The organism is Rhodococcus sp. ABRD24 (assembly GCF_004328705.1).
GTDB lineage: Bacteria > Actinomycetota > Actinomycetes > Mycobacteriales > Mycobacteriaceae > Prescottella.
In genome coordinates, this window is record NZ_CP035319.1 from 2,712,488 (window position 1) to 2,730,938 (window position 18,451).

Here is an 18,451-nt window from a genome sequence, read left to right on the forward strand (position 1 = left end):
GTCGACTACAGCCGCGCTTTTGGATAGGGGCGGCCACAAACCAGGAACGGTTCAGGGGCCGGCGGCGTTCAAGGACCGGATTCATCTTGTGGCGTGAATCAGCGCCCTAATGGTCAGCCGTTCTTCGGTGGGTGTGACCAGAACTATCTGGGTGGGGTCTATGTCGATGATCGGTCGATAGACGATGTCCTGTCGTGGGAATGCGGTGATGAGACTTTCGGCGGTGATCGCGACCGTGTCGCTGGTCGCGACCACTTCGAGCATCTCCTCCACCCCGTGAACCAGTGGACCGTAGGTCACCGGGGATCCATCGGGGCGGGGGTCGACCGACCACCATCGTCGCCAGTCTTCCGGAACGTTGTCGGTATCGACCTGAACAACGTCGGCCAGATCGGATGTCGTCAGTTCGGGTTTTGCCGCGAGGCGGTGGTTCGCCGACATGACTAGTACGCGTTTTTCGGTGAAGACGGGAAATACGCGGACGTGTTGCGTATCCAGCGGGGGGCGCGCGAACACGACATCGACTCGGCCGTCGAGGACGGCCGTTATTTGCTCTCCCCAGCCCACCTGGACGAGCTCGATATTGATGCCCGGCAGAGTCTTTCGTAGTTTGTCCAGAATTTCGTGGGTACGAGGGCCGGCGACTGTGGCGAAGAAGCCGATCCGAATCCGTTGTTGTGCGGCGCGGCGATGCCGGCGGACGACACCCACCGCTTGATCATGCACTGACAAGAGATCGAGTGCCAGAGGTAGAAATTCTGCGCCCGCCTCGGTTAGGCGCGCGCCGCGATGGTCTCGCTCGATGAGGCGTACACCGAGATCGTGTTCGAGTTTGCTGATCTGCTGGGACAGCGACGGAGTCGCCACGTGGAGTACTTCTGCTGCCCGGGTGTAGGTGCCGGCCTGAGCGAGGGTGACGAAGTAGCGCAGGACCCGGGTATTGATATCGGGGATCGACTCCACGACGTCATCGCCTGTCGCGGTCGAACTGGGATGTTAGGTGAACCCTAACGCCCGTGTGAACATAGGACATGGACGTCTCCTGTGAGTCGGGGCAAGTTGGTCGGTGGATGTGACAGCCACCACAGAAAGACTAATCATGACACTCAGCACCGACGCCCACACTCATCAAGGCCCCGTCGTCGCCCAGCCGACGGTACCGAATGGTGGACCCGCCATCGACCCTGCGCAGAATCCGGCGGTGGCCGAGGTCTTCGGACGCGCAACGCAGCCGGTGACCGGACCGACCAACAGTCTGGCCTCGCGCGTCACCAACTGTGACGGCATTCCGTGGACTCCGTTCCCGATGCCGGGGACCTCCTTCAAGCTCCTCAACATCAACGAGACGACCGGTGCCACCAGCCTTCTGCTCTACATCTCCGAAGGGGCGGAGGCGCCGTTGCACCGCCATATCGGCGCTGCCGAGGCTTACAACATCTTCGGCACTTGGGCATACGAGGGTGAGGCGGAGCCGATCGGGCCGAATTGCTACGTCTACGAGCCCAGCGGCATCGTGCACCTGCCGAAGCAGGAGTCCGAATCGCTGATGTTCGGAATCTTCCACGGACCGATCGTCGGCTACGACGAGGACGGCAATGTCGCCGGCATCATCACCGCGGATCTGCTGTGGGACCTCGCCGAGGCCAATGGCGCTGTCGCTCACCTCCCTGCCCGCACCGGCCGCTGACCCAAAGGACTCGAGTTCAATGAAACGACTTGCGGGAAAGACAGCATTTATCACGGGCGCGGCGCGGGGCCAGGGTAGGGCGCACGCCGTCCGACTCGCCGAAGAGGGTGCCAACATCATCGCCCTCGATATCTGCCGCGACATCGATACCGCACCCTACGAGGGGTCGACCGCCGCGGACCTCGAACACACGGTTGAACTCGTCGAGGCCGTGGGCGGACGGATCATTGCCGTCGAGGCTGATGTCCGGCACAGCCAGGAGATCGAGAAGGGCGTCGAGAAGGGCATCGAGGCCTTCGGTGGCATCGACGTTCTGGTCGTCAACGCGGGTATTGCCGGCTACGGGCAAGCCGTCGAGATGTCCGAAAACGTCTGGCAAGAGATGATCGACATCAACCTCACCGGCGCGTGGAAGACGGTACGTGCAGTGGCACCGTCCATGGTCGAAGCCGGACGGGGCGGATCGATCATTCTGACCAGCTCCGTCGCCGGGATGATCGCCTTCCCGAACCTGGCGCATTACTCGGCGGCCAAGCACGGGCTCATCGGTTTGATGAAAGTGCTTGCCGTGGAGCTGGCTCCGAAGAGCATTCGCGCCAATGTCATCTGCCCGAGCCATGTGAATACGCCCATGATTCAGAACCCGGCCGTCTACGAGCTGTTCACGGGCGGAGTGTCGGGCGCCACTGCTGAGCAGGCGAGCGTGGCAATGAAATCGATGCACGCACTGCCGATTCCGTGGGTCGAATCCGAGGACATCAGCAATGCCGTGCTCTGGCTCGCCTCCGACGAAGCCCGCTACGTCACCGGAGTCGTGCTACCCGTCGACGGTGGGCTCACCGCTCCGTTCAAGCTCCCGCACGACGCGTAGCAACACCCGCGGGCGGCCGAGCGGCGGCGTGGCATTTGCACCTCGATCGCCGGCTGCCCGCTTCGCGGGATACTCGATGCCAGGAGGTGCGCCGATGGCCGAGCTGAGTGTGTGCGGCAACGAACTGGTGTTGACGCTGACGCGGATGGAGAAGATCGCCGGCGTACACGGTGATGTCACCGTGCCGCTCGCGCAGGTCCGCGACGTCGATGTCGTGGCGGATGCGTTCGCGAATATCGGTGGGACGCGTGCCCCGGGGCTGGCCGTGCCGCGCCGGATCCGGATCGGGACGTGCCGGGGCGGGGGAGCGCGGACCTTCGTGGTGGCGCGCGGCCGGCTTCCTGCAGTCCGGGTGCGTACCGTAGGGCGGGCTGCGGGTGCCGAGTTCGACCAGCTCATCGTCTCCTCGGCGGACGCGCTTGTCGTCGCGGGGAGGATTCGCGATGCGGTGGAGGACGGACGCCCTGGAGTGACCGAACGCGAGGTCGCGTTCCGATCCGGGGACGGCACGCTGCTCGCCGGCACGCTCACCGTGCCGGACGGCGGGCAGCCGGGCCCAGTCGCGTTGATCCTGACCGGGTCCGGCCAGGTGGACCGAGACGGCGATCACCCGCAGCTGTCGATCGGGATCAGTCGCGCACTCGCGAATGCCTTGGCCCGCAACGGTGTCGCATCGCTACGCTACGACAAGCGTGGAGTCGGTCGATCCGGCGGCAACTTCTGTTCGGCGGGATTCGCCGACAACCTCGAAGATGCTGCATCGGCTATCGAATGGTTGCGCACCACAGCCGGATTCGCGCGTAGTGCGATTGCCGTCATCGGGCACAGTGAGGGTGCGTGCCATGCGATCGCCCTCGGTGCGGACCGTGGTGTGGGCATCGCCGCGGTGGTGCTGCTCGCCGGGCCGGCCGCGACGGGAGAGGCGACGTTGATGTGGCAGTCTGGGCAGGTGATGGCCGGGCTCTCTGCCCCGGTGCGGATGCTGGTGCGGGTGCTGCGAATCGATGTGGCTGCACGGCAACGCAACGCGCTGCGCAGGCTACGTGCGAGTAGTGGTGATGTCGCCTGGATGGGCCCCCGACGGATCAACGCTCGGTGGTTCCGGGAGTTTCTCGATTTCGATCCGAAACCGCTACTGCAGCAAATCCATTCACCTGTCATCGCGATTACTGGCGCGAAGGACATTCAGGTGGATCCGAACGACCTCGAGGTAGTCGCGGCGCTCGTACCGGGTCCAGTCGACACCGTCAGGATGCCGGATCTGACGCATCTCATGCGTCGAGATCCAGGCACCCCCTCCCTAGGTGCCTACCGCAGGCTGGTCCGTGAACCAGTCGATCCCGAGGTGCTCGAGTTGGTGAGCGACTGGACCGCGGGACACTTGCGGCGGGTGTGAGTCAGCGGACGACGACGCCGTCGTCGTCGCTGTAGACCGTCTCGCCCGGGTTGAAGGTGACACCGCCGAAGGAGACGGGCACGTTCTTTTCGCCCGATCCGGTCTGGGTGCTCTTGCGCGGGTTGGTACCGAGCGCCTTGATCCCGATTTCGAGGGTGCGCAGGATCGCCGAGTCACGCACAGCGCCGTTGACGATGACACCGGCCCATCCGTTGGACACACCGCGACCGGCGATGATGTCGCCGACGAGGGCGGTGTGGACGCTGGCGTCGCCATCGACCACCAGGACGCCGCCGTTTCCGGGCTCGCTCAGGGTCTGCTTCACCAGCAGGTTGTCCTGGAAGCACTTGATGGTGGTGATCGGGCCCGAGAAGACGGCCTGGGCACCGAACTGGATCAACTGGGTGTCGCAGCTGCGAATGTCGGGGCCGATCTCGTCGGCCAGATCGGCGGTCGCTACCTGCTCACTCATGGTGTGTTCCCTTCGTCGGTTTCGCCGGTTCACGATAGTTGGCCCGCCGGTAGCTTGCGGGCTCTACCCGCGCCCGTGGCGTCGTTCGTAGTCGTCGCGCACACGGTCGGCGCGGCGTTGCGCCTTCTCGGCGACCAGCTCGGGATCCAGGCCGTGGCTCTGCAACCGGTGGCGCCGGTACACCTGCATCAGCGCGATCGCGAAGTACACGAGAGGGACGAACAGCAGCGCCATCATCGCCAGCGGCACCCAGATCGGGCCGGGGATCAGCAGGAAGAGCGCGAGGATCGGCAGGACCGGGAGCGTGAAGCGGATCAGGTAGCGCAGCGACGCGCCCGGACCGACCAGATCGTTGCGGACCCAGTCCTGCAGTGAATCCGGCAGCGTCCGCCCGAAGAGGTACCCGATGTACTGCCCGAACGCGGGGCGCTGTGGTGCCGACATGGGTCCAGCCTAGTGGCGCGACTGCCGAGAGCTTCGTCATCACCATCAGCACCTCTGGCGCACATCTGTCGACTCCTGCTTCCTATAGATTCCCGCCTATGGCAGCACTGGGAATATTCGTCTTGTGAGCGGGCAGCACCTCCCTCAGTCTTAGGAGAGCGCACTGACCGAAGGCAGAACAGGAGGGCCCATGCTGTAGCCCATGCCGATATGCACGCCCGTGAGAGCCAGTCCTATCCCCGGACCGGGTCAGCTGCTGATGGTCTCTCGCGAATTGGAAAATTTTGTGTCGACCTCATTCAATTCGAGTACGGGCAGAGGATTCTGCGAATTCGCGTGACTGTCCCTGGATCCCTGTTTGATTCTGGAGTTTCTAGTGTTTCTTCGACGTGAGCGAAAGACCTTCGTAATGTTGGATTCTGGTGTGTGGTGTTTCGGTATGGTGGTCGGTCCGAGATGTCGGGAATCTGGTGTTCGTGTCAACCTGAATTCCCCCCGAGGGCAGGGAAGTATGCCAGTCTTCGCTGTTGCGCCCGCGCGTTGTGGGATCGGATTCGCCCTCTAGCTGGAGCACTGCGTTGATGTCAGACCGATCCAGGCATCTTTCGTTGAAATCGATTAATTGTCATGGAAGACAACATGATTCACGACTATCTCCGTTTCACTGCCACGGACGGAAGTCCGGTTCGTTCGGTTCACTCGCAGATATCGATCGATCGGTCGCAGACGGGCCTCATTGTTGCCGTCAGGCCCGTGCTGCTGGGTCTGCAAGATTGGGAGTTTCCGCCCAGGAGAATGGCTATCGTCGCCTGGGAGGGGAGACGTTGGTGCTTTGGATGGATGCTTGGTTTTCCCGCACGGGTTGGTATGAGGGTGCGGTTCTTGCATATAGTCCCGGGGGCGCTGTACCCGACTTTTGCACCAGCCTCGCGATTTCAATCTGAGTGAGCTGAAGTCTGCATCGTGAACGAAAGAACAATGCTCTGATCTGAAAGAAATTGAATGGTGCAGGGCCGCATTCCGTGATTTCGAGAACCGCCTTTCAGGCCGAAATCCTGCGTCAGTTATGCGGTCCTCCCTGGCTGCGGTGGCGATGATCTCCTGGGATCGCTGCACGTGAGCAGTTGCCTGCTTGGTCGCCGGTGACCGGGTGCCCGATCCTTGGATCGGCGAGATGGGCGGGACTCATGAGAGATCGAGGCTTGGACCAGTTGCAGGTGGCAGCGTTGTCTCCGCCCGCGCTGGTCGGTGCCGTCATATCCGCCACGGTTACCGCGTCGGTCGACACTGCGCTGGCGGTTGTGTCAGAAGCCACTGCCGAATTCGGCGGCGATGCGAAAAGCGGCCCGAGGTCCGATTCGACCTCGGGCTGAGCACCCAGCCGACATACCCGTTGGTTCGTTATTTGAGGCATTGATTTCTGCAGGTTTCTCGCTTCGTCGTTTAGTGCTAAATTTGATTGAATTTAAGCATGGATGAAAAAATAGTGATAGCCGTGAAAGCCTAGGATCTCTTCTATTTAGAAGGTGTGAGGAGCCGAATGAGATTGCGTCAGGTGGAGTACTTTCTTGCAGTTGCCGAGGCTGGATCGATCACTCAGGCTGCAGCGAACTTGTATCTCGCTCAACCGTCGCTCTCCTACCAGATCACCACTCTGGAAAAGGAACTAGGCGGTCAGCTGTTCGAGCGGCTTCCGCGTGGATTGCGGTTGACTCCGGCCGGTCGGGTGTTTCTCGTCGAGGCCAAACGGGTCATTGCGGACGTCGGCCGGGCGAAGCGCTCGGTGCAGGCCGTCACCGACGGCGCTCTCGGAGAACTCGAGATCGCGACTGTGACGTCGCTCGCCGTGGGCGTCATCCCGTCCGTCGCGAGGGCGTGGCGCAGATCCCACGCCAACGTGGCATTGAGGCTGCACGAGCACAGCCACAGCGATCGACTGGAAGAGGGTGTGCAGGGTGGGATCGGTGACTTCGGGTTCGGTCCGGTCCCCCGTCGGCCGATGGGTGAGGTTGTGGAGGTCGGCACTGAGGAGTTCGTGTTTGTGCTGCCGCACGACGACCCGCATGCCACTGACCGCGTGATCAACCCTGCGGACCTCCAAGACCGTGACTGGGTGCTCTACGACCCGGCGCACGGCCTGTCGATCGTGGTGAACACGGTGTGCTCCGCATTCGGATTTTCCCCCCAAGTCGGCGTGCGCACGTCCCAGGTGGAGACGGCTGCGCGGCTGGCCGCGGCGGGCCTCGGGCCCGCTCTACTGCCCGCCAACGTCATCCCGGCCAACATCGACGCCGCAGTACGGCCCGCAACCCGGCCGCTGATCCGACGGCTTGCCGCGTACTCACGATCCTCGATGCCGGCAATCGTCCGGAGCTTCGTCGACGAACTCCGTTCCGCCGAGCACGGATTGAAGGAGTACCCGACGGGTCGCGGAGAAGTTCTCGATCTGTAGCGGGCGAGCACGCCGTTCGGCCCACAGGCCACCGTGTCTGTGGGCCGAGCAGCGTGGAACCGATCATGCCGCGATGTAGCTACCGCCGTTGACGGTGTACTCCGCGCCGGTGACCTGCTTAGCCAGATCCGAGGACAGGAACACGATGGCGGCCGCCACATCCTCCGGCGCGCCGATGTGACCGACCGGAAGCTTGCGGACCTCCTGCGCGAAATGCACGATTGCCTCCTCCTTGCTCATGTTGTACTCGGCGGCGAGGCTCTCACCGAAGCCGCCGGGTGCGTCCCACTGGGCGCTGCGCGTAGGTCCTGGCGAGACGATGTTGCTGCGAATCCCCTTGCGGCCGAATTCGTTCGCCCATGACTTCGAGAGGTTGATCAACGCGGCCTTGGTCACCGAATAGTCCACGAAGAACACATCGGGCTGACGGCCGCACTCGCTGGCGACGGTGACGATCGACCCGCTACCACGCTCAATCATGTGCGGCAGGGCCAGACGGGTCAGGCGCACCGCGGAGAGGAAGTTGATCTCGAACGACTGCCGCCACTGGTCGATCGTGGTGGTCAGGAAACCCTCTCGGTACGGGAAGGTGCCGACGTTGTTGACCACGATGTCCACCCCGCCGAATTTTTCGACTGCGACGTCGACGAGGGCCTTGCTGCCCTCCTCCGTGGCGAGGTCGGCCACGACGGGGACGACGGCCTCGCCGAGCGCGGTGAGCGCATCGGGGCGCAGGTCACCGCCGATCACGTTCGCGCCCTCAGCGAGAAGTAGCTCCACGGTGGCGAAGCCGATGCCAGCCGCCGCGCCGGTGACGATCGCGGTCTTGCCTTTGAGTTTGGTATCCACAACACATTCCATTCTTCACTGCGAGGGCGTGACACACACCAGGGATTCACTGGCCAGTGTGCGCAGCGCCCCCAAAGATGACCATGACGAGTTTGCTGCTGGTGGTATTCGGTTTCTTCGATCTCTCTCCTGTCGATTCGGCCTGAGACAGGCTCACGGACGTGATGTGGTGCTCAGGCCGCGGTGTAGCCGCCGTCCACTTGCAGGTTCGCGCCGGTGATGAAGGATGCTGCATCCGAGAGCAGGAAGCAGATGGCAGCCGCGAGTTCCATCGGACGGGCCAGGCGGCCGATCGGGTGCGCTCCGAGCAACGCTGCGTGCGCGGCCTCGAAGTCGGCTTGACCGGACAGGTACGCGTCCAGGACAGGAGTCTGGACCGAACCCGGACCGACGGAGTTGCAGCGGACGCCTCGTGCGGAGTAATCGATCGCGATCTGCTTTGTCAACTGCAGGATCGCACCTTTGGACGCACAGTAGGCTGCCTGTTCGGGCAGGCCCACAAGGGCGGAGATGGACGCGATGTTGACGATCGAGCCTCCCCGGCCGTGTTCGAGGAATCGTTCCACGGCGAGCTTGCTGCCCAGGAATGTTCCACGCGCATTGACTGCCATGGATCGGTCCCACTCGTCCACGGACGTGTCGGTGAGGGACTTGGTGATAATCATGCCGGCATTGTTTACCACCCCGGTGATGTCACCGAGGTCCTTCGTGGCCTGTGTGAACAGGCTCGCCATGTCTGCCTCGGAGGAGACGTCAGCCCGGTACCCGGCGACCCGGCTCCCGGGACTTTCGGAGATGTTCGCGGCAACCGCCTTGGCGGCGGCCCCATCCAGGTCCGCGACGGCGACGGCGGCGCCACGGGCCACCGCCAGGCGTGCGGTCGCTTCGCCGATACCGGATGCCGCGCCGGTCACCACGATCACTCTGCCGGTCAGCGACTCGGTGGGGAATGAGGGAACGGTCATTGTTTCTGCTCCTGTCGGAAGCGGGTAGTCACGCTCAATCGAAGCGCCGTGCTAGCCGGGTGCGGTGGTCGCGGGGACGGGCGGCTCGTTCTTGTCGTCCGCGTGTGTGATGTCCCGTTCGACCGATCGACTGCTTGCCTTCGCGGCTAGTCGCATCGCGAACATGTTGAGTACCAGAGCGAGGATGAGGAACAGTCCTCGAATGTAGGGCTTGAGGAAAATATCGACGTCGAGCTGGTCGAGACCGTTGTCGAGTACTCCGTAGATCAGCAGGCCCAGCACGGTGTGGCCCATTCCGCCGACCCCGCCGAACAGGGAGGTGCCGCCAAGCACGACGGCAGCGATCGCAGGCAGCAGGAGGTCGTTACCGAGTTCGGCCTGTGCCGACCCCAGCCGGCCGATGTTCAGGATGCCTGCGAACGCGGACAGTGACGCCGAGATGATGAACACGTTGCGGGTCACGGCTCGCACCGGGACGCCGGACAATTCGGCCGCGCTCTTGCTTGCGCCGGTCATGTAGACATGTCGGCCGAAGCGAGTGCGCTGCAGCACCAGATGGCCGGCGATCAGCGTGACCACGGCGACGACGGCGATGGTGGGGACGGGTCCGATCATGCCCGCACCGAGTGTCTTGATCACTGGAGGAATCGAGTAGAGCGTGTTGCCCTGACTCCAGTACAGCGACCATCCGCTCGCGACCTCGTAGATTGCCAGTGTGGCAACGAAACTGGGGATCGAAGCCCGGTTGATCAGGATGCTGGCCACCCAGCCCAGGAGCCCGGCGAGGACGATGGGCACGGCCACCGCCAGCCAGTTGATTCCGGCGGGGAAGCTGCCCTTCCCGAACAGGAACAACCCGAACGCCTGACCGGAGAAGAAGGTCGCGCAGGCGACACCGGCGAAGGACGAGATGTTCGCGACGGACAGGTCGATCTGGCCGAGCAGCAGAACCAGCGTCAGCCCCACTGCCATGACGGCGAGGACCGACACCTGGGACGCGATGTTTGTCAGGTTCCCGCCGGACAGGAACGTTCCCGGCGCGAGTGCCGAGAACACGACGATCAGCAGCACCAGCGCGAACACCGGGCCCAGGATCAGTGCATTGGACGCGGCCCACTCAGGTATCGATTGGTGCCGCCGAGCGGTGGATGGAGAGGTCATAGCGTGGCCTCGATCAGGTCTCGGTTGGTCAGGGTGCAGTCGGAGAAGTCAGTCACGATCTCCCCGCGTCGGGCCACTAGGACCCGGTCGGCGATCGCGAGCGCGGTTTCGGGTTCACTGGTGATCAGCAGGACCGAGGTACCCCGGTCTCGCAGATCGGCGACGGTGCGCAGCACGTCACTCTTGGCCCGCAGGTCCATCCCGCGAGTCGGTTCGCACAGCACGAGGAGTCGGGGAGGGTGCACCAGCCACCGAGCGATCAGCGCCTTCTGCTGGTTGCCTCCGGACAGACCGTTGATCGGCAGCGTAGGGCGGGCGCCACGAATGCCGAGGCGGTCGATCAGCCGCTGCGCAAGCTTCCGCTCGCGCAGCGGGCGCAGCGGTCCACTGCTGACGTGGCGAAGTGCGGCGATGCTGATGTTGTCCGACACCGACTTCTCGAGCGCCAGCGCGCGGCGCCGGTCGCTGGGAATGTAGCCGACGCCATACTCCCGCATCAGTTCGCTGTCGGCGCGGTACACGAGGTGGCCGAGGACGACGAGCTCGCCTCCGGACAGCGATTGCATGCCGAACACGGTATCGGCGAAATCCTCGTGCCCGGAACCGATTTCGCCGTAGACGGACACGATCTCTCCGCGGTGAACATGCAGGTCGAACGAGCGGACGCGGGGTGCCACGTGAACGCCGGTCGCCCGTAGCACCAGTGGGCCTTCCATCCGGGGCGGCAGGGTGGTGGTGCTGTCCCCGTACGTCGATGTCATCACGTTGTCCGGATCGCCCAGGGACAACGCGAGCAGGTCGCGCTTCGAGGTCCGCGATACCTCGACGGTGTCGACGGCACGCCCCGCGCGCATGACGGTGACCCGGTCGGCGTTGTCCATGATCTCGTCGAGGAAATGGCTGATGAGAATGAACGACACACCCTTGCGTGCCATGCTCTGCACCAGGTCGAACAGCACTTCGGTCTCCGCCGGGCTCAGCGCGCTGGTTGGCTCGTCCAGGACCACGATCTGAGCGCCGGAGAACAAGGCTCGACCGATCTCCACCATCTGCTGTTCGCCGATGGGCAGCGAGTCGACCTTGCGGTCCGGGTCGATGTCCAGCCCCATCTGCTGCAGTTCCTGGGCGGCACGTTTGTTGATCGCACCGCGGCGGACGAGACCGCCGCCGAGGTCCAGACCGCCACCCGTGCTGCCGACCAGGTTTTCCGCCACCGTCAACGACCCGAACAGGGACAACTCCTGATACACCACGCTGATGCCTGCGGCAAGGGCGTCCTTGGGGCCGGTGATCGACGCGGGCACACCGTTGATAGAAATCGAGCCCTGATCGGGGATGTTGACCCCGGCGAGCGTCTTGATGAGGGTGCTTTTGCCGGCGCCGTTGTGACCGAGTAACGCGTGGATCTCGCCACGCCGTACATCCAGGTGCACATCGGAGAGTGCCTGCGTCGGTCCGAACCGCTTGCTGATCCCGTTCAACTCGAGAATCACTTCGCGATCGGTGACCGACGTCCCTGGCGCATCCTGTTCCTGCCCGGTGACGCTAGGCATAGAGAACACCCGGGCCCTGCATGAATGCGACGGAGGCCGCGTTGTCCTTCTGTACTACCGGCCCGAGAACGTCGATCTTGGGCGGAATATCCCCGTCCAGGGCACCTAGCTTCCACGCCACGCCGAGAATGACTGGAAGTGAATGGATTTGGCAGGAGGAGTGACGCACCGTCGCCAGCATGCGACCGTCCTGGACCGCTTTGATCGCGTCCGGCATCCCGTCGGCACCGCCGATCTTGATGCCGGTGCGGCCCGCAGCGTCGATCGCGTTCATCGCACCGAACGCCATGTCGTCGTTCTGGCAGTACGCCACCGAGATGTCAGGGAACCGGGTCAGGTAGCTCTGCCAGAGGTCCTGAGCGCGCGACCGATCCCACCGGGCGAAATCCTCGGTCAGCAACTGCATCCCCGGGTACTCCTTCAGTGCGGCGTGGAAGCCTTCGTAGCGGCCCGCTTCGTCGGATCCACCGGGCACACCGCGGGTGTTGATCACCGTCCCGCGTCCACCCACCGAGTCGAACAGCAACTTCCCTACCTGATAGCCCATCAGGTACGAGCTCTGCGTGATCGAGCTCAGCGTGTTCACCCGATCGTCGGGACCGCCGATGTTGGAGGTCATCTCGAAGACGCCGGTTCCGTTGGCAGCCATCGTGTTCACCGGGTCGACGATGGTTCCGGCGGTGGCCGGCGTAACTCCCGCGAGATCCCAGTTGCGGTTTGCTGCTGAGTCGAGCGACGCGCGTTGTTTGTTGCCGTCGCCCTGCCCGTCGATCCAGGTCAACTCGATGCCGAAGATGTCACACCAGTGCTGCATGGTGTCCTTGCCCTGGGCATACCAGGATACCGTCAGGGCACCGTTGGTGCCGAGCATCTTGAGCCCATCCCCGAGGTCGTTCATTGCCGCGGCGACGGCGCTGGGATCCTCCCTGCTGATCTGTGAGAGAACGGCGCCACCCGCCGCCAGCGCGACGGTTCCGACCCCGAGATAACGCAAGAGCTTTCGACGTTCCATCTTCGAGTGCGTCCTCACCAGTTGCTGAGCCTCGATCACCGATTCGGGCACCTGTCGGCCGAACGAGTCGTTGTCGGACGAGGATCCGTCCCCAGGTGGTCTATTGGTTGCCATCACGGTCCTTTCGCAACGCCGCCCGGAATCCGAGATCGGAAGTGAGGCGGACTGGCCCTCCAAGGCCTCTAACAATGTGCGCCACCTCACCCCTGAGATCGACTACGAAAAACCCTGCACTCACATCGAACAACTTCTATACCTACAGGCGAGGCGACCCCGCCGCCCTCGACGATCAGCCCGAACACCCACGTGCGGATCCATAGAGGGCCGGTGCATAGCAGTCCTTCTATGCCACCCCAGAGAAGATTCGACTTGTCAGGCCCCACGCGGTGACACACCCTCGGAGCGAACACGTTTCACGACATCGCGGCTGGCCGATCGGGTCTGGAGCCACCAACCGGAAATCGAGGATCACATGCACGCCTTCGTCATGCGCGATATCGGGGTGGGCGGGCGCGAACGCGTCGCCGACCCCACCCCCAGTCGCGGCGACGTCATCATCGCGCCCGCCTACTCCGGACTCTGCGGCACCGATGTCCACATGTTCCACGAGGGCACGCTGACAAGGAAGTCGTCGCTGCCCGTCGTCATGGGGCACGAGTTCGTCGGCACCGTCGTGGAAATCGGCAGCGGCGACCAGGTGCGCCCGTACGGGGAAACCGATCAGCTGCGGGTCGGCGATCACGTGTCCGTCGAACCGCTATTGCCCTGTAACTCTTGCAGTCAGTGTCTGCGCGGGCGCTCCAACCTGTGCTCCGACTGGTCGCACCTCGGGATCCTCGACGACGGCTGCTGGGCCGACCTCGTTCGCGTCCCCGCCGTCCGTGCGACGAAGCTCCCCGACGGGGTGAGCCTCTACGACGCCGCGCTCGCCGAACCGCTCGCGTGTGCCGTGAACTTCGTCGTCCAGCGTGGCCGCGTCCGAACCGGGGAGACAGTCCTGATCGTCGGAGCAGGACCGATCGGCCTGCTATCCGTCGCGATGGCCAAAGCTGCTGGTGCCGAAAGGATTCTCGTCTCCGAGCCGCAGGCCAATCGTCGTGCGTCCGCCGAGCGGGTCGGTGCAACACTCACGATCGATCCGCTCGCGCACGACATCGTCGACGCCACCCGCGCGGCTACCAACGGCGCCGGGCCGGACGTCGTCGTCGAGGCGAGTGGATCGTCGACCGCCGTCGCCCAGGCGATCGCCGCGGCAGCGCCGGGGTCCCGGGTCGTCCTGTCCGGTCTCGGTAGCGGCGGGACCACAGCCCTGGACACCAACTCGATCGTCACGAAGGAGCTGACCGTCATGGGTGGATTCGCGTCCCGGTGGGCGATGAGTACCGGTCTCGCGGCCATCGCCGCGGGGCACGTCCGCACGGACGACCTGGTCACCTCTGTCCGCCCTTGGAGCCACGCCGAGCAGGCCATGCACGACATGGTCGCCGACCCCACCACCTGCAAGATCCTGTTCGACCACAGCCTCTGACAGCCGCGTCGTGGCCATCAGCACAACAAAGGGAGATAACACGAATGACGAACGACAACGGTGCTCTGACCGATCAGCCCCTCGCCGGAACTCTTGTCGGCGAGAACTTCGAAGGATGGTCGCAGGAGGTGCGCGAGGACTTCGAGAGCAACTCATTCAACGGCAAGGTCGGGGGCCGGCTACTCTCCGAGTCCTCCCGCGTACGCGTATGGGAGATCCGACTGCAACCGGGTCAGCGGCACGGCGCACACCGCCACGTGCTCGACTACTTCTGGACCGCCGTCACCGCCGGCCGCAGCCGTCAACACACCGCTGACGGCTCCACCCGAGAGGTCGCCTACGCCCCTGGCGAGACTCGGCACTTCACCTTCGGCCCGGGCGAATACTTGCTCCACGACCTCGAGAACATCGGTGATTCCGAACTCGTCTTCTCCACCGTCGAGTTCCTCGACAGTGAGAACGCGCCTCTCCCGGCGAGCTGATCGCGACGGGCGATCCACCGAAGGGAGGACAGAGCGCCGGGAAGTGCCTCGACCAGAAGCTTCCCGGCGCTTTGGCGCCTCAGCGCGTCTGTGGTCGGAGAGGAGTGACCCAGCGAGCTTCGTGCCGGAGTCATATCTCGAAACGCCTATGCCGTCCAGACCGGGACGGGTGCATGGGGTGAGATCAGGCCCTCGTCTCGAAGTTCGTCCCAGAACGCCGGTGGCACAACCTCGACCGCGGCAGCCACGTCTTCTGCTATCCGGGCCGGTCGACTTGCGCCGGGGATCACTGCCGCAACAGCAGGATGCGCGAGGACGAACTGCAGCGCGGCTGACTTCACCGAAATGCTGTGGTGCTCTGCAACAGCGGCAATTCGAGCAACCTTGAATGCAATCTCGGGTGGAGTCTGCTGATACTCGAAAGTGGCTCCTCCCACTAGGGCGCCTGAGCTGTATGGGCCACCGACCACGATGTCGACACCCTGCGCCTGCGCCTGTGGCAACAACCGCTGCAGAGCGGTCGCGTGATCCAGCAGTGTGTAGCGACCGGCCAACAAGAGCGCGTCCGGTTGGGGCTCGTCGAGGCTGAGAGTTATCTCCAGCGGCTCCACGCGATTGACCGCCACACCCCACGCCCTGATCACGCCTTCGTCACGAAGACGGGTGAGGGTCCGGAACGCGCCCGTTCTGGCGATCTCGTACTTTTCCAACCAGGTGTCCCCGTGATAATCCTGACCCACGTCGTGAACCCACGCGATGTCGAGATAGTCGGTGCCCAGGCGCTCGAGGCTGTCCTCGATCGAGCGCTCCGCCGCGCTTGCCGAATAGTCATCGACCACCCTGTACGGCAGGCCATCGGCGAACAGGTGGTCCTTGTGCTCGGCCCCGCGATCGGGGACGTGCTCGCCACGCAACTCGTTCGAAACCATACGACCAACCTTGGTGCTGATCACGAACTCTTCACGTGGGTGGTCGGAAAGCACCCGGCCGAGTCGGATCTCCGCCAGCCCTGCCCCGTAGAGCGGGGCGGTGTCGAAGTAACGAATGCCGTGATCCCATGCCGCCTGGATTGTCTGTGCGGCCTCCCAGTCCGGAATGTATCGGAACATGTTTCCCAGTGGCGCCGTGCCGAATCCGAGCGATGAGGGGAGAAGACCGGTAATACTCATGAAGTCAGTCCTAGGTCATGGAGAGCCGCGAGTTCCGGCGCCCGGATGGATGGGTGTCCACGGCGAGTCCGCGGTGATTACAACTGTGCGTGAGCCACTAGGACGGTCGCGACTACCGAAACTTCGCGGTCTCGGATCGAAAATTTGCTAGGGCAGGCAGGCGATCGATGACAGGTCAGTCATCGTCTGCCATAGCGAAACGCTATGGCAGACATTGGAAAGACGGAACTTGTGGCATGTCGCACCCTTGGTGGACGATACGGCGATCGTGGCTGTCCAGAGCTGGCAGGAGGCATGACCGCACTCACGATGGCGAGAGCCCACCTCATCCTCGAGTTGACCCAGAGGTACTCCGGAGAACAGGACTCGGAAGTGGCGGTATCCGTCGTGGACGAGCGAGGCGAGTTCGAGACGACACCCGCGATGGCGTCTTCGCCCTGGCGTAGTTCGCCTGATCAGTAGCACTGAATTGAGTACTTCACTGGTACTTGATTCGGTACCAGATGTGGGGAGTTTGGGCGTCGCGCGGTGGCGTGGGCGTCAGCTGTACAGCTCACTGATCCGGTCGGCGAAGTTGTTCGTCACGATCTTGCGCTTGAGTTTCATACTCGGGGTGATCTCGCCGCTCTCGACGGTGAGTTCGCGCTCGAGGATCGTGAACTTCTTGACCTGCTCCCATCGGTTGAGTCCGGCGTTGAGCTGGTCGACATAGGCGCGCATCATCGCCATCGCCTTGTCCGAGCGAGCGATCTCGTCGAGTGGCCGGCCCGCCATGCCGTTCTCGCGGGCCCATTCGCTGACCGACTCGGCGTCCAGGCTGATCAGCGCGACGCAGTAGGATTTTCCCTCGCCGTGAATGATGATCTCGCCGACGTAGGGGCAGATGCCCTTGAACGTTGCGGCGATCGCCGACGGCGCCACGTACTTGCCGGTGGACGTCTTGAACATGTCCTTCTTGCGGTCCGTGATCTGCACGAAGCCGTCCTGGTCGATCATGCCGATATCGCCGGTGTGGAACCAGCCGTCGGCGTCCAGTGATTCGGCGGTCGCCTCGGGGTTGTCGTGGTAGCCGGGCATCACGCCAGGACCTTTGATGAGAATCTCGCCATCCTCGGCGATTCGCACCTCGGTGCCGGGGATGGGCCAGCCGACCGATCCGAACCGGTACGCCGACGGCCGGTTCACCAGGGATGCGGCGCTGGTCTCGGACAGTCCGTATCCCTCGAGAATGACGATGCCGACCGCATCGAACCATTGCGCCACATGACGATCGAGCGGTGCGGAGCCCGAGACGAAGAACTTCAACCGTCCCCCGAAGCGGTCCCGGATGGTGCGGAACACGAGCCGATCTGCCAACCGGTACCGCGCCGTCAGCATCCGTGACGGTTCGCGTCCGGCCTGCCGGGTGCGCGACATCTGCAGCCCCACTCCGAGTGCCCAGTCGAAGATTTTCGCCTTGATCCCGCCCTCGTCGTGGACCGTACCGACGATCCGGGCGTATGCCTTCTCGAAGATGCGCGGTGCGGCGCCCATGAACGTCGGCCGGACCACCGCGAGGTTGTCGACTATCTTGTCGACCCGGCCGTCGACTGCGGTCGGGAACCCTACTTGCAGCGGCAGGATCAACAGGATCTTGCCGAATACGTGCGACAACGGCAGCCACAGGTACTGCAGGTCCTCGCTATCGAAGATGCCGACCGCATCGATCGACGCGGCCTCGTACGTCCACGCCGAGTGCGGCAGCCGCACGCCCTTCGGACGGCCGGTGGTGCCGGACGTATAGATCAGTGTCGCCAGGCTGTCCGGCGAAATCTGTGCAATGCGGTCGTCGACCGCATCGGGGTGCTCGGCCAGCAGGTGGTCGCCGAGCGCGGCGAGGTCGTCGAACCCGATGACCCACTCGTCGTCGGCGGGTGCGGGCCCGTCGATGAGCACGACGCGCTGGACGTCGGGCAGCTGGTCGCGGTGTTCTCGGAGCTTGGCGAGCTGCTTCTCGTCCTCGGCAACGACGACGCGGCTGCCCGAGTTGGCGACGATGAAGGTGATGTCGGACGCCGTCGTGGTCGGGTAGACGGTGGTGGTCGCGGCACCCGCGCACATCACTGCGAGATCGGCGAGTACCCACTCGTACCGGGTCGCCGACGTCAGCGCCACCCGCTGCTCGGGCTGGACACCCAGCGCGATGAGGCCGGCAGCCAGTGTGCGGACGCGTTTGCCGGCCTCGGACCAGGTGACGCTCGCCCATCCGTTACCGTCCGGCGCGGGGAATCGGAATGCCTCCGCTCGCGGCGATGCCGCTACTCGGTCGGTGAACATCCGGGCAACCGTCGGCGCCCGCTCCTCGATCTTGGACCAGTCCACGACCTCGTCAGACGCGCGCCAAGGTGCCATACCTCGAGTCTAGGAATCC

General features: G+C 64.0%; 17 protein-coding genes. 7 read left to right on the forward strand and 10 right to left on the reverse strand.

The features are described 5' to 3' along the window. Window positions 1-81 precede the first annotated feature (81 nt). The gene (locus tag ERC79_RS11925) at window positions 82-963 is read right to left on the reverse strand and encodes a LysR substrate-binding domain-containing protein (RefSeq protein WP_131578414.1); all 882 of its coding nucleotides are present in this window, start codon (window positions 961-963) and stop codon (window positions 82-84) included. 136 nt (window positions 964-1,099) lie between these two features. On the opposite strand from ERC79_RS11925, the gene ERC79_RS11930 reads away from it, so the two are divergent. The 3 genes from ERC79_RS11930 to ERC79_RS11940 all read left to right on the forward strand — a co-directional run bounded on the left by ERC79_RS11930 (window position 1,100) and on the right by ERC79_RS11940 (window position 3,954). After that, the gene (locus ERC79_RS11930) at window positions 1,100-1,687 is read left to right on the forward strand and encodes a cupin domain-containing protein (protein ID WP_131578415.1); all 588 of its coding nucleotides are present in this window, start codon (window positions 1,100-1,102) and stop codon (window positions 1,685-1,687) included. A gap of 19 nt (window positions 1,688-1,706) precedes the next feature. After that, on the forward strand, window positions 1,707-2,558 hold the full coding sequence (locus ERC79_RS11935; protein ID WP_131578417.1) for a mycofactocin-coupled SDR family oxidoreductase: 852 nt from the start codon (window positions 1,707-1,709) through the stop codon (window positions 2,556-2,558). A gap of 94 nt (window positions 2,559-2,652) precedes the next feature. Continuing rightward, the gene (locus tag ERC79_RS11940; RefSeq protein WP_131578418.1) at window positions 2,653-3,954 is read left to right on the forward strand and encodes an alpha/beta fold hydrolase; all 1,302 of its coding nucleotides are present in this window, start codon (window positions 2,653-2,655) and stop codon (window positions 3,952-3,954) included. Window position 3,955: 1 nt separating this feature from the next. Here the strand turns inward: ERC79_RS11940 and rraA are convergent, their stop codons facing one another. Together rraA and ERC79_RS11950 are read right to left on the reverse strand one after the other, a co-directional pair. Continuing rightward, window positions 3,956-4,426: a ribonuclease E activity regulator RraA gene (gene rraA / locus ERC79_RS11945; RefSeq protein ID WP_131578420.1), complete on the reverse strand. Its 471-nt coding sequence runs from the start codon at window positions 4,424-4,426 to the stop codon at window positions 3,956-3,958. Window positions 4,427-4,489: 63 nt separating this feature from the next. Beyond that, on the reverse strand, window positions 4,490-4,870 hold the full coding sequence (locus ERC79_RS11950) for a DUF5313 family protein (protein WP_131578421.1): 381 nt from the start codon (window positions 4,868-4,870) through the stop codon (window positions 4,490-4,492). A gap of 1,540 nt (window positions 4,871-6,410) precedes the next feature. Between ERC79_RS11950 and ERC79_RS11960 the strand changes: the two genes are divergently transcribed. Continuing rightward, on the forward strand, window positions 6,411-7,322 hold the full coding sequence (locus tag ERC79_RS11960; RefSeq protein ID WP_131578425.1) for a LysR family transcriptional regulator: 912 nt from the start codon (window positions 6,411-6,413) through the stop codon (window positions 7,320-7,322). Between the two features lie 63 nt (window positions 7,323-7,385). Here the strand turns inward: ERC79_RS11960 and ERC79_RS11965 are convergent, their stop codons facing one another. The 5 genes from ERC79_RS11965 to ERC79_RS11985 all read right to left on the reverse strand — a co-directional run bounded on the left by ERC79_RS11965 (window position 7,386) and on the right by ERC79_RS11985 (window position 12,976). Continuing rightward, entirely contained in the window at window positions 7,386-8,171 is a 786-nt protein-coding gene (locus tag ERC79_RS11965) for an SDR family oxidoreductase (protein ID WP_131578427.1), read from the reverse strand. A gap of 173 nt (window positions 8,172-8,344) precedes the next feature. After that, complete coding sequence (locus tag ERC79_RS11970; RefSeq protein WP_131578429.1) at window positions 8,345-9,136, reverse strand: SDR family oxidoreductase; 792 nt, start codon at window positions 9,134-9,136, stop codon at window positions 8,345-8,347. A 51-nt stretch (window positions 9,137-9,187) separates the two neighbouring features. Beyond that, window positions 9,188-10,297, reverse strand: coding sequence for an ABC transporter permease (locus ERC79_RS11975; protein ID WP_131578431.1), 1,110 nt, complete (start codon window positions 10,295-10,297; stop codon window positions 9,188-9,190). Next, window positions 10,294-11,850 (reverse strand): sugar ABC transporter ATP-binding protein, encoded by a 1,557-nt coding sequence (locus ERC79_RS11980; RefSeq protein WP_131578433.1) that lies wholly within the window; start codon window positions 11,848-11,850, stop codon window positions 10,294-10,296. Before ERC79_RS11980 ends, ERC79_RS11975 begins: the two co-directional genes overlap by 4 nt. Continuing rightward, window positions 11,843-12,976, reverse strand: coding sequence for a sugar ABC transporter substrate-binding protein (locus ERC79_RS11985; protein ID WP_131578435.1), 1,134 nt, complete (start codon window positions 12,974-12,976; stop codon window positions 11,843-11,845). Before ERC79_RS11985 ends, ERC79_RS11980 begins: the two co-directional genes overlap by 8 nt. Before the next feature lie 358 nt (window positions 12,977-13,334). On the opposite strand from ERC79_RS11985, the gene ERC79_RS11990 reads away from it, so the two are divergent. Together ERC79_RS11990 and ERC79_RS11995 are read left to right on the forward strand one after the other, a co-directional pair. Further along, complete coding sequence (locus ERC79_RS11990) at window positions 13,335-14,390, forward strand: alcohol dehydrogenase catalytic domain-containing protein (RefSeq protein ID WP_131578437.1); 1,056 nt, start codon at window positions 13,335-13,337, stop codon at window positions 14,388-14,390. A 44-nt stretch (window positions 14,391-14,434) separates the two neighbouring features. Continuing rightward, window positions 14,435-14,872 carry a hypothetical protein gene (locus ERC79_RS11995; protein WP_131578439.1) on the forward strand — a complete coding sequence of 146 codons (438 nt, stop codon included), beginning with the start codon at window positions 14,435-14,437 and terminating at the stop codon, window positions 14,870-14,872. 146 nt (window positions 14,873-15,018) lie between these two features. Here ERC79_RS11995 and ERC79_RS12000 read toward each other — a convergent pair whose 3' ends face one another. Further along, complete coding sequence (locus ERC79_RS12000) at window positions 15,019-16,041, reverse strand: aldo/keto reductase (protein ID WP_131578441.1); 1,023 nt, start codon at window positions 16,039-16,041, stop codon at window positions 15,019-15,021. A 294-nt stretch (window positions 16,042-16,335) separates the two neighbouring features. On the opposite strand from ERC79_RS12000, the gene ERC79_RS23090 reads away from it, so the two are divergent. Then, entirely contained in the window at window positions 16,336-16,503 is a 168-nt protein-coding gene (locus tag ERC79_RS23090) for a hypothetical protein (RefSeq protein ID WP_165497096.1), read from the forward strand. Window positions 16,504-16,581: 78 nt separating this feature from the next. Here ERC79_RS23090 and ERC79_RS12005 read toward each other — a convergent pair whose 3' ends face one another. After that, a complete protein-coding gene (locus ERC79_RS12005; protein WP_131578443.1) occupies window positions 16,582-18,432 on the reverse strand; it encodes a long-chain fatty acid--CoA ligase in 1,851 nt (616 codons plus the stop codon). Between the last annotated feature and the right edge of the window lie 19 nt (window positions 18,433-18,451).